This is a genomic window from Clostridium cadaveris (assembly GCF_020911725.1).
In the GTDB taxonomy this organism is placed as follows: Bacteria; Bacillota; Clostridia; order Clostridiales; family Clostridiaceae; genus Clostridium_X; species Clostridium_X cadaveris.
In genome coordinates, this window is the sequence record NZ_CP076620.1 from 3406306 (window position 1) to 3421597 (window position 15292).

Consider the following 15292-nt stretch of genomic DNA (forward strand, 5'->3'; position numbering starts at 1 on the left):
TAATTGGTGAAAGAGTTTTTTACTTACTTAAAATATTTCTTTTTAGTAAAATAAAAAACTTTAGAATTTCTCCTAAAGTTTTTTATTTTGCTAAAAATTGATTTTAGCCTTTAAGTATTATTTCAAGTTTTAATAATTTTCCTAGAGGTATTATGTCTTTTATATTTAAAGTTTCTGTTCTAACGTCTCCTCTAGAATTGTTTAAAAGAAGTACTTTTGTATTATCTAATTTTTTTATAGCTCTTACAGCTCTCATACCTTTATACTCTACAAAACATATACTGTTGTTCTCTATTTCTTTTATAGATGCACAAAAAGCTATATCTCCTTTTTGAATTCTATATCCAGCCATATCTTCATCAGCAATCTCTAAAAAGAATACTTTATCCTGATTAAAGCCCTCTATCTTATTCGAATGTACTGCCATTTCTCTATATCCCTTAAGATTCTTTAATGTATAATCATATACTGGCACGTTTCTCATAACATCTCCAAAAGCTTTATTCCATATATCTTTAACTTCTTCCTTTGGTGCTGTTTTAAAATTCTTATTATACATAGCTGGGGATTCCTTAGTACTTCCAGCTTCCTCTTCTACAGACATGCCTATGTCATTTATATTTTTATTTAAAATCTTGGATACCTTTGTAATCATCTTTTCATTTATGATCTTTCTTCCAAGTTCAACTTCATTTATGAAACTTTCAGATACTCCAAGTTTCTTGGCAAGCTGTTTTTGAGTCATTTTATTATCTTCTCTAGCCCTTTTTATTTTATCTCCTACTCTGCTCACCTTTATTCGTCCTCTCTAAATAAAATACTATTTTTTAGAATTATTCCTATACCATTCTCTTTCTTCTACTAAATGGTTTAGTAAATAATTAAAAGACCATTTGCTTGAGTTTTCTGTTACCGCTGCAAGTATAGGTGTTTTTCCAATACCTGCTCTTATCAACTTAACCATATTCATTATCTCATTTTGGTTATAACCATCCATAAGTATAACTTTTTCATCGGGAAGCTTAGTCACAGTTCCCATATGAGCTTTCCCATTTATTATATCAGCTATTTTACAAGATGCCATATCAGGCTTTATATCTATATATTCTATTCTTGAAATAGATAAAAAATCTTTTTCTTCTTTTGTTAATCCATACACTAAAAGAAGCCTTTTACTATTCATAGCTGTACCTACCTTCTATTATAATTTTTGTGGTTCATCATACTCTGTATCAAATGTATCTACTACTACACTCTCCATAACTTGATCTTCATATGGCTTATCCATACGGTCAGTCTTTACAGAAATTATTTTGTCTACAACATGCATTCCTTCTATAACTTTACCAAAAGATGCATATTGGGAATCTAAATGTGGGGCATCTGCTACCATTATGAAAAATTGGCTGCCTGCTGAATCTTTGTTCATAGCCCTTGCCATTGAAATTACTCCTCTTTCATGTTTAAGGTCATTCTTAAAACCATTAGCTGCAAATTCTCCCTTTATCGCATATCCAGGACCACCTATTCCAGTTCCTTCTGGACATCCACCTTGTATCATAAAACCAGGTATAACCCTATGGAATATCAATCCATTATAGAATCCTTTATTAACTAAAGATATAAAGTTGCTAACTGTATTTGGCGCTACTTCAGGGTATAATTCAACTCTTATTATACCTCCATCTTTCATTTTTATAGTAACTACAGGATTTATCATAATATATCTCTCCTTTCACAATCTTCTCTATAATTATAACCACTCTTCAATTGAGCTATCAATAATTATTATAACTAAAATTCTAAAAAATACTATTAAATTCACAATTGTCTATATTTTATATTTTAAACTTTATCATAATAATTTTCACTAATTATCAATTCTATACCTTTTCATACATATTATATTTTATAATTTTTCATTATTTTATGAATTATTTTTTTTTATATTGACACATCATACGCTTTATACTAGAATGTTTTTATATTTTATTTTAATTTAAGTACGTATTTCGTGTATTCCTGATTTTTATTTACAAGAATTATTAGTGAAAGGATGTGACCAAAATCTTACGTTATCATATGTAGGATTGATAAGTATGAAAAATGAATTACTGTATTTTATACCGAAAGAATCTCATTGCCCTAAAAGTCTAAGTAATATAATCGAAAACCATCCCGAAATTAAATTTGTTTCTCTAGTAGGAGTAGATTTATCAGGAAATGACACCGACGAAAGAATCCCTGTAAAAATATTTTTAGAGGATATTGACAACTTTTTATATGGACATGCTGCTCAAACAGATGGTTCCTCAGTTGCCCTTCCTGGAATAGCCTCTTTAAACAATGCAAAAGTAGATATGATATCTGATTTAGATTGTAATTGGTTCATTGACTACAATTATGAAAACATCGATGAAATCACTGGAAAGCCAGTAGGAACTATTAGAATTCCTTGTTTCTTAAAACACTGCAACAAATTTGTTGACTCTCGTAAGATATTAAAAAACTCTATTGATTATTTCAAATCATCTCTTCTTGAATTATTAGCAAAACATCCTGAAAGCTTAACCTCATTTGGTATCACATTTGATGATATTGATGAAATAATAGCAACCTCTGCAACAGAACTTGAATTCTGGGTTAAGACTCCAAACGATAAAGCTGAAACTGAAGAACTTTCAACATCTCAAACTCTTCAAGAACAATATTGGAAAAAGACTACAGGCTGTGTAAGAACTGCTATGGAACAAACTTTAACTACCATGGATAATTACGGTTTAGAGCCTGAAATGGGTCATAAAGAAGTTGGAGGAGTAAAAGCTAAGCTTACCGAAACAGGAAGTTTAAATCATATAATGGAACAGCTAGAAATAGACTGGAAATACTCTACTGCCATACAAGCTGCTGATAATGAGCTTTGGGTAAGAGATTTAGTTCAAGAAACATTCAGAAGAAATGGATTAGAAGTTACCCTAAATGCTAAGCCTATCGATGGCGTTGCTGGTAACGGAAAACACATTCATATAGGTGTTGCATTAAAGTTGAAAGATGGAAGAAGGATCAACTTGTTTACAGGAAAAGAAAATCAATTCTTAAGTGGAATAGGCTATGGTGCTATTATGGGAGTTCTTAAGAACTATGAAATAATGAATCCTTTTATATCTTCTACTAACGACTCTTTAAGAAGATTAAAGCCTGGATTTGAAGCACCTATCTGTATTGTCACCTCCTTAGGAAGAAGTGTAGAAGTTCCTTCAAGAAACAGAACAGTACTTGTTGGAGTTGTAAGAGATAATAGCAACCCTCTTGCTACTAGATTCGAACTTAGAAGCCCTAACCCATACACAAACACTTATTTAGCTATGGCTGTAACTTATATGGCTATGTGTGACGGAATAAGATATGCTTTAGAATCTAAGCTTTCTGATGAAGAGCTTTTAGCTGAGCTTTCTAAGAACCCAGGTGAAACTTCAAATTATCTAGAAAAAGATAGAGCTTACAGATCTGAAGAAGACGTATTTGATGATTATACTGAAGAAGAAAGAACAAGGTTCTTTGGGAAAGCACCTGCTACAGTTCATGAAAACTTTAATGCCTTTGTAAATTTCAAAGATAAGCTTTCTGTATTAACCGCAAATGATGTTTTTACAGAAGCTGTAATAAATAGCTTTAAGCTAAGCTCAACTAGCAAATGGGCTACTGAGATTAAGAACAGAATCCTTTCAAATTATATGGATGAAATTCGTTCTTATAAAATGCTTCATCAATATGACAAAGCACTAGATTTGGATGTTAAAAATTGGATGATAATAAATGACCTTAGATATTATCTAATGAAAGACAGCTATACAAGCAAGAGCTTATTCACTAGAATAAAGACTGCAATAGCTGAAAAGGATTATGACACCGTATCTAATCTTCAAATAGAATTAGATGAGAAGATGTCTCTTCTTAGATCCATGTACGCAGAATATCAAAAAAATCTTTTAGATATCTAAACGCAATTAAGCTCCATGAAGTATACACACTTCATGGAACTTTTTATATAAAGAATAATTCTATCCCGTTCAACTAAAAATAATTTTAAAATATATCTAAAACTATTCATTCTTAACTTAAAACAATGCTATTTCTGCTTAATATCTCATAGCTGTATCTAGCCATATTCACAAATGGATTATTGTCTACGATATATTTTGCTTCTTCTATGTCCTTAGCTCTAAATATCATAGTGCCACCTTCTTTATTATATGTTCCTGCACAGAATAAGTATTTATTTAATTCTCCCGTTCCCCTCTGATGCTTAAGTTCTACTTTCTGGCCCATACTATTTAGTTCATTCTTATAATTTATCTTTACAAATAACCCACTTTTCTTCTTCATGTTTCCCTCTCCTTTGAATATCATTTTAATAATATATATTCTGAAGTAAAAATATTATGCATCATCACAATATTTATTTTATAGAACATGTGTTCGTTTGTCAATACTATTGTATTTTTTTATGAAAATAAAAAAAGAAAGCTCTTTAAATGAGCCTTCTCTTATTTCCAATTAACTTAGTCAATTACATTTTCTTTTGTAATCTTTTGATCTATTATCTCTTTAACATCTATAAATGGATTCCTGTATCGTCTTCTTTGTTGTGTTCTTCTTCCTATGTTTATAGCTTTTTTAGGACATATATGAATACAAGCCATACAGTCCTCACAATTATGAAGCCATTTTGGATTTCCATCATCTAAAATTATATTATTTACAGGGCATATCTTTACGCAGGTTCCACATCGATTACAGTCATCATTAATAGTGAATTTATTATCTTTTCTCCTTAAAGACTTCTTCCAAAATTTATACATAGGTTTATATATTAAGTTAGCTATCATGGAATCATTTTCAACTTTGTTTATTCCTCTTTCGATTTCATGTGCTGCTTTTATAGCCTCATCTTTAGCATTTAGTATTATGCTTTTATTTTCTTGTTTTTCCTTCATATCATAAAGTCTTACATAATTTGATGGCATATTTATGTAGGTCAAATAATTTAATTGAACTTTCTTAGGAAGCATAAGCTTATTAATCTGACTTTTGACCATTCCAGTGCTGCTTCCTCTGGTAGCAACTGCAAATATTTCTGGATGCCCCTTTATTTCCAAGTTCTTTATGAATTGTTCTAAAACTCTAGGAATACCGCCATAGTATAAAGGAAATACAAATCCTATCTTATCTGCCTCTAAACTCGTTTCTTCTTTTTTGTTAGACTGAAGTATAGAAATAATTTTGCTGTCAGGTATTATATTCCCAAGCATCTTTGCTATATATAAGGAATTTCCCGTGGCAGTAAAATAGTATATATACGTGCTCACTCCTGTTTCCCCCTTTTTCATTACTTTCCATTTTAAACTAATCCCCAAAATAGTTCAACTTCTTACGGAGTGAGCATTTAATTTAAGGATTTAATATGTTTTTGTTTGCCTCTACAGCGCTCTCTACATTGTTATCAAAGGCTTTAAGAACAATGCTAAAAACGAACTCTTTAGCTTCTACCCTGTATTGAGCAAGCTGAGCCTGTCCACAACTATTGCTTCCTAATCCATTTTGTTCATAATCTAGGTTTAAAGTAATAAAGTCTCTCTTCTTTAATTCATAGGTATGAATAGCCTTATCTAAATCTTCCTCTGCATAGTATGAAGCTGAAAACTCAAGTTTATTTCCTTTAACCATAAACCCAATACCCGAATCTTCATTTAAAGCAACCCACTTTACATCAGTTCTGTTGCCGTTACTTTGAGGATATACATAATCTGTATAAAGATTTTCTACATTCTCTTTGTACACTCCATAGAAATTTGCTTCTTTGCTGTCACAATAGCATTCTCCAGGTCCTCTTCCATGCCAAGTAACGTTAGATAGCTCCTTATTTACATTCAGCTTAACTCCTATTCTTGGAAGCATTTCAGGAAATTCACCTTTTGGAATACCCTTTAAATTTATTTTTATATGGCCATCACCATAAACCTTATATTCATAGCTTAATTTATATCCATAAAAATAAGCTGGAGGTGCGAAATAGGTATTTATATTTACTGTAATACAATTTTCCTCTTCAGTCCATGCGCTACTCTCTACGTATTCTCTACATAGGTTTAAATGAGCTGCTTTCCACTTTTTAACCGCATACATATCATTATCAATGGTAGCTCTCCAAAGATTAAATTTAGGTCCTTGTTCTAAAATATCTACTTCATTATATGACCATTTACACAATTCACCTTTTATTAAATCAAATTCAACCTTAAACTCTTCTCCTTCTATATAGATAAAGTTATCTTCCTCAATAACTGTCATATGTCCTTTTGAAGGTACAATATCAACTTCGTTTTTCCAAGGAAGCTGAAATTGCTCCTTAGCTACACAGTGTCCTTTATCAGCCCATGTAGTGCTGTTCTTTAGAATAAACTCTGTATTCAAATAATATGTGCTGTTTTCTTCTAGTATTTCTGGCTTATCATATTCTAGTACCATTATTCCCTTATCATATGGCTTTATAACAGGCAATGACTTGACATTATGATATATTACCCTTTCATCGCATAAAATCGAATAGGATACCTCTAGATGTCTTAAATCTATAAAGTCATATAAATTCTTTAATACGAATATACCCTTAGCTAGATCCTCCATAGATATGGTTAATGGTTCTATAACCTTCTTATATTCTATAAGTCCTGGGGTCGGTCTCCTATCTGCATGAACTAGTCCATCTACTACAAAATTAGAATTGTTAGGATAATCTCCAAAGTCTCCCCCGTATGCATAGTAGCTTTCTCCATTTTCATTAGTTTGTTTTATACCATGCTCAAGCCATTCCCATACAAATCCTCCTTGAAGTCTTTTATATTTATAGAATAAATCTTGATACTCTCTAAGTCCCCCTGGGCCATTTCCCATAGCATGAGCATATTCACATAGTATATGAGGCTTTCCTAAATCCTTCTCAGCGTGTTCTATCATTTTTTCAACTGAGCTATACATGGTACTTATAATATCTGCTACTTCTGCATTTCTGTCTTCCTCATAATGGACAGGTCTTGAATCATCTTTTTCATGACAGTACTCTGCCATAGCCCTAAAATTGCATCCAAATCCAGATTCATTTCCTAAGGACCACATTACTATGCTAGTATAATTTTTGTCTCTCTCTACCATTCTGCATGCTCTATCTACATAAGCTTTTTTCCACTCTTTATCATCACTTATAGTACTTATATTGCCTATATATTGAAATCCATGAGTTTCTAAATCTGTTTCGTCCATCACATAAAGCCCATACTGGTCACACAAATCGTAGAATTCAGGACTTTTAGGATAATGCGAACACCTTACAGCATTTATATTATTTTGTTTCATAAGTTTTATATCCTTTATCATAAGCTCCTTAGGATATATTCTACCTAAAGTTTCATGGTGATCATGAAGGTTTACTCCCTTGAATAATATATCTTTCCCATTTAAAAGAAGAAGTCCATCCTTCATCTCTACTTTTCTAAATCCTATCCTTTGAGGAATCACATCTATTATTTTATTACCATTTTTTAGTGCTATAAGTAGTTTATATAGATTTGGAGTTTCTGCACTCCATTTCTTTACTTTAGGTATAATCAAGGCTTGATACAGCTTCTCCTCTACAGGTGTTTTTCTTTCTTCAATTACTTTGTTATTCTCATCTAAAAGTTTTATTTCTATATTCAAAGAATCTTCACTCTCATCATCAAACTGAACTTCAATTTCTAAATCCAATATACCATTTTCATAAGTTTCATCTAGAATTCCCTTAGCAAAATAGTCTCTTATTTGAGTTTTTGGTCTTCTTAAAATAGATACATCTCTAAATATTCCACTTAGCCACCACATATCTTGATCTTCTAAATAACTTCCACTACACCATCTGTAAACCTTAAGAGCTATTACGTTCTTTCCTTCTTTAACATACGTTGTTATGTCAAACTCCGAAGGCAGTCTGCTGCCCTCACTATATCCTACAGCCTCTCCATTTACCCATAAATGATAAGCGCTATCTACTCCCTCAAATCTTAGAATCACTTGGTCCTTTAACCATTCTCCATCTATATACATAGTTCTTCTATAAAATCCAGTCTCATTCTCTGTAGTTGGAACCTTAGGTGGATTTACTGGAAATATATACATATCATCTGTATAATGAGGATGTCCATATCCTTGAAGCTGCCAATAGCCAGGTACTTTGATGCTATCCCAAGTTTCATCATTAAATTCTTCTTTTTCAAAGTCTTTTGGTCCCCTATACGGATTTTTGCTGAATGAAAATTTCCATTTACCATTTAAGTTCTTGTAGCCTATGCTTTTTGTCTTATTAAAAGTAAGCGCATCTTCATAACTTTTATAGTCATAAAAGTAGGCTCTAGGTTCCATTCTATTCCTCTCTAATACATTTAAATTCTGAAAGTCTTCTTGATAAAAATTCATCTAAATATCCCCCCAATAATATTTTTAGAAACAAAAAGACCGACCTTAATACTAGATGATATATTTTTCCTTTGTCACCCAATTTTAAAGTCTGTCTTTTCTCTTATGTCATTAAATTATAAGCTTATTGCATCTAGATCCTTTATCTTTATATCTTTTCCTTCTATTCTAGTTATAGCGATTAAAGTATCTATTGATGTAATAACTGGGATTGAACGTTCTATAGCTGTTCTTCTTATTTTGAAGCCATCTCTAGATGAGTCATTTCCCTTTGTTGGAGTATTAACTACTATGTCAATTTCTCCATTCTCTATTAGGTCTAGTATATTTGGTTTGTCTTCATTTATTTTTCTAACTTCTGTCACTTCTATTCCAGCTTCTCTTAAAAGAGTAGCTGTTCCAGATGTTGCTACAAAAGTGTATCCCAATTTACTTAAATTCTCTGCGATTGGCAAGAACTCCTTCTTGTCCTTATTGTTAATTGTTGCCAATATCCTCTTTGATGATTCCATCATGTAAGTTCCCGCTGCTACGAATCCTTTATAAAGTGCTTCTTCAACTGTGTGTCCGAGTCCTAAAACCTCTCCTGTTGATTTCATTTCTGGCCCTAAACTTACTTCAACTTTTCCTAGTTTATGAGTTGAAAATACTGGAACTTTAACTGATATAACCTCAGGCTCCTTATATATATCTACTCCATATCCGATATCTTTTATCTTTTCTCCAAGCATAACTTTTGTTGCTATATCAACTATAGGTACTCCTGACACTTTGCTTATATATGGAACTGTTCTACTTGCTCTTGGGTTAACTTCTATTACGTAAAGTTCTCCTTTAAATTCGATAAACTGAATATTTATCATACCCATTACTTTTAATTCTAGTGCAAGCTTTCTTGAGTAATCTAAAACTGCTGCTTTTATATCATTATTTATATTTTGACTTGGATATATAGTTACACTATCTCCTGAATGTATTCCAGCTCTATCTAAGTGCTCCATTATTCCTGGTATTAATATATCCTCTCCATCACATATAGCATCTACTTCTATTTCTCTTCCTAGGAGATATCTATCTATTAATACTGGATTTTTGCTATCTCTTACAAAGGCTCCTTCTAGATAAGCCTTAAGCTCCTTCTCCTCGTAAGTGATCTCCATTCCCTGTCCACCAAGTACATAAGAAGGTCTCACAAGAACTGGATATCCTAAAGCTTCTGCTTCCTTCATTCCTTCTTCAATAGACCACACAGCTTTTCCTTTTGGTCTCTTTATATCAAGTTTTTCTAATATCTCATCAAACTTCTCTCTGTCTTCTGCTTCATCTATATGGCTTGGAAGTGTTCCTAGAACTGGAACTTTCTTCTCTTCGAAGAATTTTGCAAGCTTTATAGCTGTCTGTCCACCAAACTGCAATATAACTCCTAATGGTTTTTCTTTTTCTATTATATTTAATGTATCTTCTTCTGTAAGCGGCTCGAAGTATAACTTATCCGATATATCAAAATCTGTACTTACTGTCTCAGGGTTGTTGTTTATAATTATTGTTTCGATTCCCATCTTCTCTAGAGCTTTTATGCAGTGAACTGAAGCATAGTCAAACTCTATACCCTGACCTATTCTTATAGGCCCAGAACCTATAACTATAACTTTCTTTTTGTCACTTACTATAACTTCGTCTTCTACTCCATAAGCTGAGTAGTAGTATGGTGATAGTGCCTCAAACTCCCCGCCACAAGTGTCAACCATATTGTAGCCTACTTTTATCTTCCATATGTTTCTAAGCTCTAATATTTCCTCTGGTGTAGCTTTTAAGAAATCAGCTATAGCCTTATCAGAGAATCCCTTTCTCTTAAGCTCAAATAACCACTCTTTATTTAAATCATCTATTGAGCTGTTTTTTAGTTTTTCTTCTTGATCTACGATGTATTTGATCTTATTCACAAAGAATTTATCCATTCCTGTGATTTCACACACTTTTTCTATAGAATATCCTCTTCTTAGTATTTCGGCTAGTGCAAATAATCTCTCATCATCTGGAGTTATAACTCTCTTTTTAAGATGATCCATTGAGTAGGTTTTTGACGCTTTATGCTCTAGTGAGTATTGTCCAATTTCTAGAGAACGTACTCCCTTTAGAAGAGCCGCCTCAAAGTTTGAACCTATAGCCATTATCTCTCCAGTTGCCATCATCTTTGTTCCTAGTATTCTATCTGCCTTCTTAAATTTATCGAAAGGCCATTTTGGAATCTTTACTACTACGTAGTCTAATGTTGGCTCAAAGCATGCATAAGTCTTTCCTGTAACTGCATTCTTTATCTCATCTAGTGTATATCCTAAAGCTATCTTTGCAGCAAGCTTTGCTATTGGATACCCCGTTGCTTTTGATGCAAGAGCTGATGATCTACTTACTCTTGGATTGATTTCAATTACTGCATATTTAAAACTTGTTGGGTGAAGTGCAAACTGTACATTACATCCTCCCTCTATTCCTACTGCATTTATTATATTTATTGATGCTGTTCTTAGCATTTGATATTCTTTATCTGATAAGGTTTGGCTTGGTGCCACAACTATACTGTCTCCTGTATGTACTCCAACAGGGTCGATGTTTTCCATATTACATATTGTGATACAGTTTCCATCTCCATCTCTCATAACTTCATACTCTACTTCTTTCCATCCTTTTACACTCTTTTCAAGAAGTACCTGTCCAACTGGGCTTAGTTTAAGTCCAGACTCTAATATCACCTTTAACTCTGTTTCATTTGCTGCTATTCCGCCGCCTGTTCCCCCTAGTGTGTAAGCTGGTCTTACTATAACTGGATATCCTATTTGATTTGCGTATTCTATTCCATGCTCCATAGTTGTAACTATGTCGCTCTCTATTATTGGCTCATTTATTTCATCCATAAGATCTTTGAAAAGCTCTCTGTCTTCACCCTTTTTTATAGATGTTATGGAAGTTCCTATTACCTTTACTCCATGTTTTTCAAGTATCCCCTTTTCAGAAAGTTCTACAGCTAAGTTTAATGCTGTCTGTCCACCCATTCCTGCAAGAACGCTGTCTGGTCTTTCTTTTTCAATTATCTTTTCAAGAAATTCTACTGTAAGTGGCTCTATATAGACCTTATCTGCTATTTCTTTATCTGTCATTATTGTAGCCGGGTTAGAATTAACTAGCACTACTTCTATTCCTTCTTCTCTTAGCGCTTCACAAGCCTGAGTTCCTGAATAATCGAATTCTGCTGCCTGACCTATGATTATTGGTCCTGATCCTATAACTAAAACTTTTTTAATATCTTTATTTAATGGCATACTACTCTCTCCTCCACTATATTAAACCTAAAAATTTATCGAATAAGTATTGATTTTCCTTTGGTCCTGGACATGCTTCTGGATGGAACTGAATGCTAAATATAGGCATAGTTTCATGTCTCATTCCCTCCACAGTTTCATCATTTACATTCATGTGAGTTACTTTCATTCCCTCTGGCATTTCTGCAACTACATATCCGTGATTTTGGGATGTTATAAAAATCTTATTTTCTTCTAAATCTTTAACTGGATGATTTGATCCTCTATGTCCAAACTTTAATCTTCCAGTCTTGCCTCCAAGGCTTAGTGCTAAAAGCTGATGTCCTAGACATATTCCTGCTATTGGCTTCTTTCCTACAAGGTTCTTTATAGTTTCTATTGCTCCGTCCAAGTCTTCAGGATCCCCAGGACCGTTAGATAAGAATACTAAGTCTGGATTTACACTTAATATTTCTTCACTTGTTGCATGTGCTGGAAACACTGTAAGTTTGCATCCTCTTTCTTTGAAGCATCTAAGTATATTAGCCTTTATTCCAAAGTCCATAACTGCTACATGGTGTCCTTTACCCTCAATAACATAGCTTTCTTTTGGAGTTACATTTTTTACTGCCTCTTTGTTTGAAAAACTCTTTATCATATTTTGAGCTTCTTCTAATCCAAGTTCTTTAGTAGTAATGATTCCTCTCATAGTCCCGTGATTTCTTAAAAGCTTTGTTAATGCTCTTGTATCTATTCCTTCAATTCCCATAATCTTATTGTCTTTTAGATATGCATCTAATGTAAGTTCACATCTCCAGTTATTAGGTTCATTACTTACCTCTCTAACTATAAATCCCTTAACCTTTGGTGTAGAAGATTCTAAGTCCTCCAAGTTTATTCCATAGTTTCCGATAAGCGGATAAGTCATAGTAACTATTTGTCCATAATAAGATGGGTCTGTAAGCACTTCTTGATAACCTGTCATTCCTGTATTAAATACTACCTCTCCAACCGTATCACTAATATATCCAAAAGCCTTTCCTTCAAAAATCTTTCCATTTTCTAATATAAGCCTCGCTAACATTTCTTATTTCTCCCCTCTATTTCTATATTATTGCGTAAAAAAAGGATAATAAGAGCATTACCTTTTATGATAATTCTCTCACTATCCTGTACATATTCCTATTAAATTTAATAACAATTAAATTTAGTATTCCAACTAAATTTTGCTGCCCCATATGTTGTTTTTGTGTATAACAAAAAGCATATAATCTCATCTCATACCTCTTTCTGGTCTCTCTGTACCAATTTAAAGCATATATTTAATTACTAAAAATAATTTTAGTTGATATTTCTTTCTGTGTCAACCTTAAAGTTTTTTTATCCAAATACTTTAACAAATTTAACTTTAAGCTTTTAACTCTACTGTAGCCTTGGTTCCCTTGCCATATTCACTTTCTAGCTTCAGTCTTCCACCATGAAGTTTTAGAATTTCATCACATAATGCTAATCCTATACCGTTCCCTGATGTATCCATAGAACTTTTGAAGAATTTTTGTTTTACTTTTGCTAAATCCGCTTCTTTTATACCGCAGCCATTATCTTCTATAAAAATCTGTAAAAAGCTTCCCATCTTTCTAGAGTATATTTTTACTCTTCCATTTTTAGAAAACTTTATAGAATTATCTACAAGATTTATAAAAACCTGCTTTAATCTATTTTTATCGGCAGTGATTTCTCCTAAGTTTCCATTTTCATAAATCAATTCAACACCAGTTCTCTCAGTTCTAGGTTTCATCTGTATGCATATATCCTGCAGAAGTGTATCCATGTTAAATTTCTCTAGCTTCAGACTTATATTGCCAGTTTCATATCTAGAGAAATCTAAAAGCTCATTTACAAGCCCAGTAAGTCTATCACTTTCGCTTATGATTATATTAAGTCCCTTTTCCATCATCTGTTCTGACTGAAGCTCTTTTATCTTTAAAGTTGTTCCCCATCCCTTTATTGATGTCAGAGGTGTTTTTAGCTCATGAGATATAGAAGATATAAAATCATTCTTTAACTTTTCACTCTTTAAAATTTCATCGCACATTCCATTTAAAGTATCAGAAAGATTCCCTATTTCATCATCATAAACCTTTTCTGCTTTTACTGTATATTCTCCCTTAGCCATTCTTTTAGCAGTATCGTTTAATTTTAAAAGAGGACCTATTATACTCTTTGATATCTGAGCACTTATCATGCATATTATTATAATTACTCCAATAGCTATAAATATGATAATTCGCCCTATACGTCTTAGGGCTTTATCTACCTCATCTAGTGATGTTATAAATCTAATCACACCATCTGTCCCTTTGCTTGTTATAGGCTTCATTATTATCATTACGTTATCATCACTATAGCTTAAAAGCTTTCCATTTATAATTATATTTTCGTTATTTTTAAGTACTCTGTCTATATACAAATCATTTCTGAAGTCTATGTCGCTTATTCCTAAAGTATCCAATACTAAGCTTTTATTCTCATCTATGACCTGTATCTGAATATTAGCATTTACAAATAATGTATCTGCTACTTCTTCAGATGCTTTTCTTAAGGGCATTGTTTTTAGGTATTTATTGAAAAATGTGTTTGCTACGTCTAATTGTTCACTCATATTGTGAGATATACTTCTATAATAATATTCTCTTAAACTGTACCAAGAAAATATACCTAGAATCCCTACAGTTATAGATATAGCTATCAAGTAGTAAGTTAGAATTCTATTTTTTATACTTTTAATCATAGTTCTCTCATCCTATACCCAAATCCCCATAAAGTTTCTATATATTCAGGCTTTGATGGATTATCTTCTACCTTTTCCCTAAGTCTTCTTATATGAACATCTACAGTTTTTACATCGCCGTAAAAGTTTTCTCCCCAAATTTTATCTAAGAGTTCGTCTCTCGAAAATGCCTTTCCAACATTAGTCATAAACAATTCCATTATATTCATTTCTTTTAATGTAAGCTTTATTTCTCTATCCTTTTTAAAGAATTTCTTTGCTCTTTTATCTAGAGATAATTCATCTATCTTTAAGATATAACTATCTTCTTTCTCAACACCTTTTATTCTTCTAAGCAACGCTTTAATTCTCCATACTAACTCCGTTGGATTAAATGGTTTTACCATATAGTCATCTGCTCCACTTTCAAGTCCCATTATCTTATCTATATCTTGGTTTTTCGCTGTAAGCATTATGACAGCTATTTTAGGATATTCCTCTCTAATTCTCTCGCAAATCTTAAATCCGCTTATATCAGGAAGCATTATATCTAAAACTACTATGTCAAAAGTCTCACTCTCAAGCGCCTTAAAGGCTTCTGCTCCACAAGATGCTTCTTTTACATAAAACTTATTCACTGTAAGGTTTATCTCTATAAAGCTTCTTATATTTTCTTCATCTTCAACAACTAGTATCTTATCCATTATCCCCATCCTCC

11 protein-coding genes are annotated in these 15292 nt (G+C 32.4%); 1 reads left to right on the forward strand and 10 read right to left on the reverse strand.

Annotated features, from left to right (window positions below; genetic code table 11):
- Positions 1 to 103 precede the first annotated feature (103 nt).
- Genes KQH81_RS16455 through KQH81_RS16465 form a run of 3 tightly spaced genes read right to left on the reverse strand, consistent with a single transcriptional unit; the run spans position 104 to position 1720 of the window.
- The gene (locus KQH81_RS16455; RefSeq protein WP_027638441.1) at positions 104 to 793 is read right to left on the reverse strand and encodes a helix-turn-helix domain-containing protein; all 690 of its coding nucleotides are present in this window, start codon (positions 791 to 793) and stop codon (positions 104 to 106) included.
- A gap of 27 nt (positions 794 to 820) precedes the next feature.
- The gene (locus tag KQH81_RS16460) at positions 821 to 1183 is read right to left on the reverse strand and encodes a DUF3783 domain-containing protein (protein WP_027638440.1); all 363 of its coding nucleotides are present in this window, start codon (positions 1181 to 1183) and stop codon (positions 821 to 823) included.
- A gap of 18 nt (positions 1184 to 1201) precedes the next feature.
- Positions 1202 to 1720, reverse strand: a complete 519-nt coding sequence (locus KQH81_RS16465; protein ID WP_035770588.1) for a peptidylprolyl isomerase — start codon at positions 1718 to 1720, stop codon at positions 1202 to 1204.
- A gap of 379 nt (positions 1721 to 2099) precedes the next feature.
- Between KQH81_RS16465 and KQH81_RS16470 the strand changes: the two genes are divergently transcribed.
- A complete protein-coding gene (locus tag KQH81_RS16470; protein WP_027638438.1) occupies positions 2100 to 4001 on the forward strand; it encodes a type I glutamate--ammonia ligase in 1902 nt (633 codons plus the stop codon).
- A gap of 112 nt (positions 4002 to 4113) precedes the next feature.
- On the opposite strand, the gene KQH81_RS16475 is transcribed toward KQH81_RS16470, so the two are convergent.
- The 7 genes from KQH81_RS16475 to KQH81_RS16505 form a co-directional block, all read right to left on the reverse strand.
- Positions 4114 to 4386, reverse strand: a complete 273-nt coding sequence (locus KQH81_RS16475; RefSeq protein ID WP_027638437.1) for a YciI family protein — start codon at positions 4384 to 4386, stop codon at positions 4114 to 4116.
- A 176-nt stretch (positions 4387 to 4562) separates the two neighbouring features.
- Positions 4563 to 5369, reverse strand: a complete 807-nt coding sequence (locus KQH81_RS16480; RefSeq protein WP_051196217.1) for an EFR1 family ferrodoxin — start codon at positions 5367 to 5369, stop codon at positions 4563 to 4565.
- Positions 5370 to 5451: 82 nt separating this feature from the next.
- Positions 5452 to 8508 (reverse strand): glycoside hydrolase family 2 TIM barrel-domain containing protein, encoded by a 3057-nt coding sequence (locus tag KQH81_RS16485; protein WP_027638436.1) that lies wholly within the window; start codon positions 8506 to 8508, stop codon positions 5452 to 5454.
- A gap of 116 nt (positions 8509 to 8624) precedes the next feature.
- Positions 8625 to 11825 carry a carbamoyl-phosphate synthase large subunit gene (gene carB, locus KQH81_RS16490; RefSeq protein WP_027638435.1) on the reverse strand — a complete coding sequence of 1067 codons (3201 nt, stop codon included), beginning with the start codon at positions 11823 to 11825 and terminating at the stop codon, positions 8625 to 8627.
- 16 nt (positions 11826 to 11841) lie between these two features.
- Positions 11842 to 12888, reverse strand: coding sequence for a carbamoyl phosphate synthase small subunit (locus tag KQH81_RS16495; protein ID WP_027638434.1), 1047 nt, complete (start codon positions 12886 to 12888; stop codon positions 11842 to 11844).
- A 324-nt stretch (positions 12889 to 13212) separates the two neighbouring features.
- Positions 13213 to 14595 carry a HAMP domain-containing sensor histidine kinase gene (locus tag KQH81_RS16500; RefSeq protein ID WP_027638433.1) on the reverse strand — a complete coding sequence of 461 codons (1383 nt, stop codon included), beginning with the start codon at positions 14593 to 14595 and terminating at the stop codon, positions 13213 to 13215.
- A complete protein-coding gene (locus KQH81_RS16505) occupies positions 14592 to 15278 on the reverse strand; it encodes a response regulator transcription factor (RefSeq protein WP_027638432.1) in 687 nt (228 codons plus the stop codon). Before KQH81_RS16505 ends, KQH81_RS16500 begins: the two co-directional genes overlap by 4 nt.
- Positions 15279 to 15292 lie beyond the last annotated feature (14 nt).

What these genes read in the sequence shown, in the direction of transcription:
- KQH81_RS16460 (WP_027638440.1), bottom strand. Translation starts at nt 1,183, where the DNA reads ATGAATAGTAAAAGGCTTCTTTTAGTGTATGGATTAACAAAAGAAGAA.
- KQH81_RS16465 (WP_035770588.1), bottom strand. Translation starts at nt 1,720, where the DNA reads ATGATAAATCCTGTAGTTACTATAAAAATGAAAGATGGAGGTATAATA.
- KQH81_RS16470 (WP_027638438.1), top strand. Translation starts at nt 2,100, where the DNA reads ATGAAAAATGAATTACTGTATTTTATACCGAAAGAATCTCATTGCCCT.
- KQH81_RS16475 (WP_027638437.1), bottom strand. Translation starts at nt 4,386, where the DNA reads ATGAAGAAGAAAAGTGGGTTATTTGTAAAGATAAATTATAAGAATGAA.
- KQH81_RS16485 (WP_027638436.1), bottom strand. Translation starts at nt 8,508, where the DNA reads ATGAATTTTTATCAAGAAGACTTTCAGAATTTAAATGTATTAGAGAGG.
- carB (WP_027638435.1), bottom strand. Translation starts at nt 11,825, where the DNA reads ATGCCATTAAATAAAGATATTAAAAAAGTTTTAGTTATAGGATCAGGA.
- KQH81_RS16495 (WP_027638434.1), bottom strand. Translation starts at nt 12,888, where the DNA reads ATGTTAGCGAGGCTTATATTAGAAAATGGAAAGATTTTTGAAGGAAAG.
- KQH81_RS16500 (WP_027638433.1), bottom strand. Translation starts at nt 14,595, where the DNA reads ATGATTAAAAGTATAAAAAATAGAATTCTAACTTACTACTTGATAGCT.
- KQH81_RS16505 (WP_027638432.1), bottom strand. Translation starts at nt 15,278, where the DNA reads ATGGATAAGATACTAGTTGTTGAAGATGAAGAAAATATAAGAAGCTTT.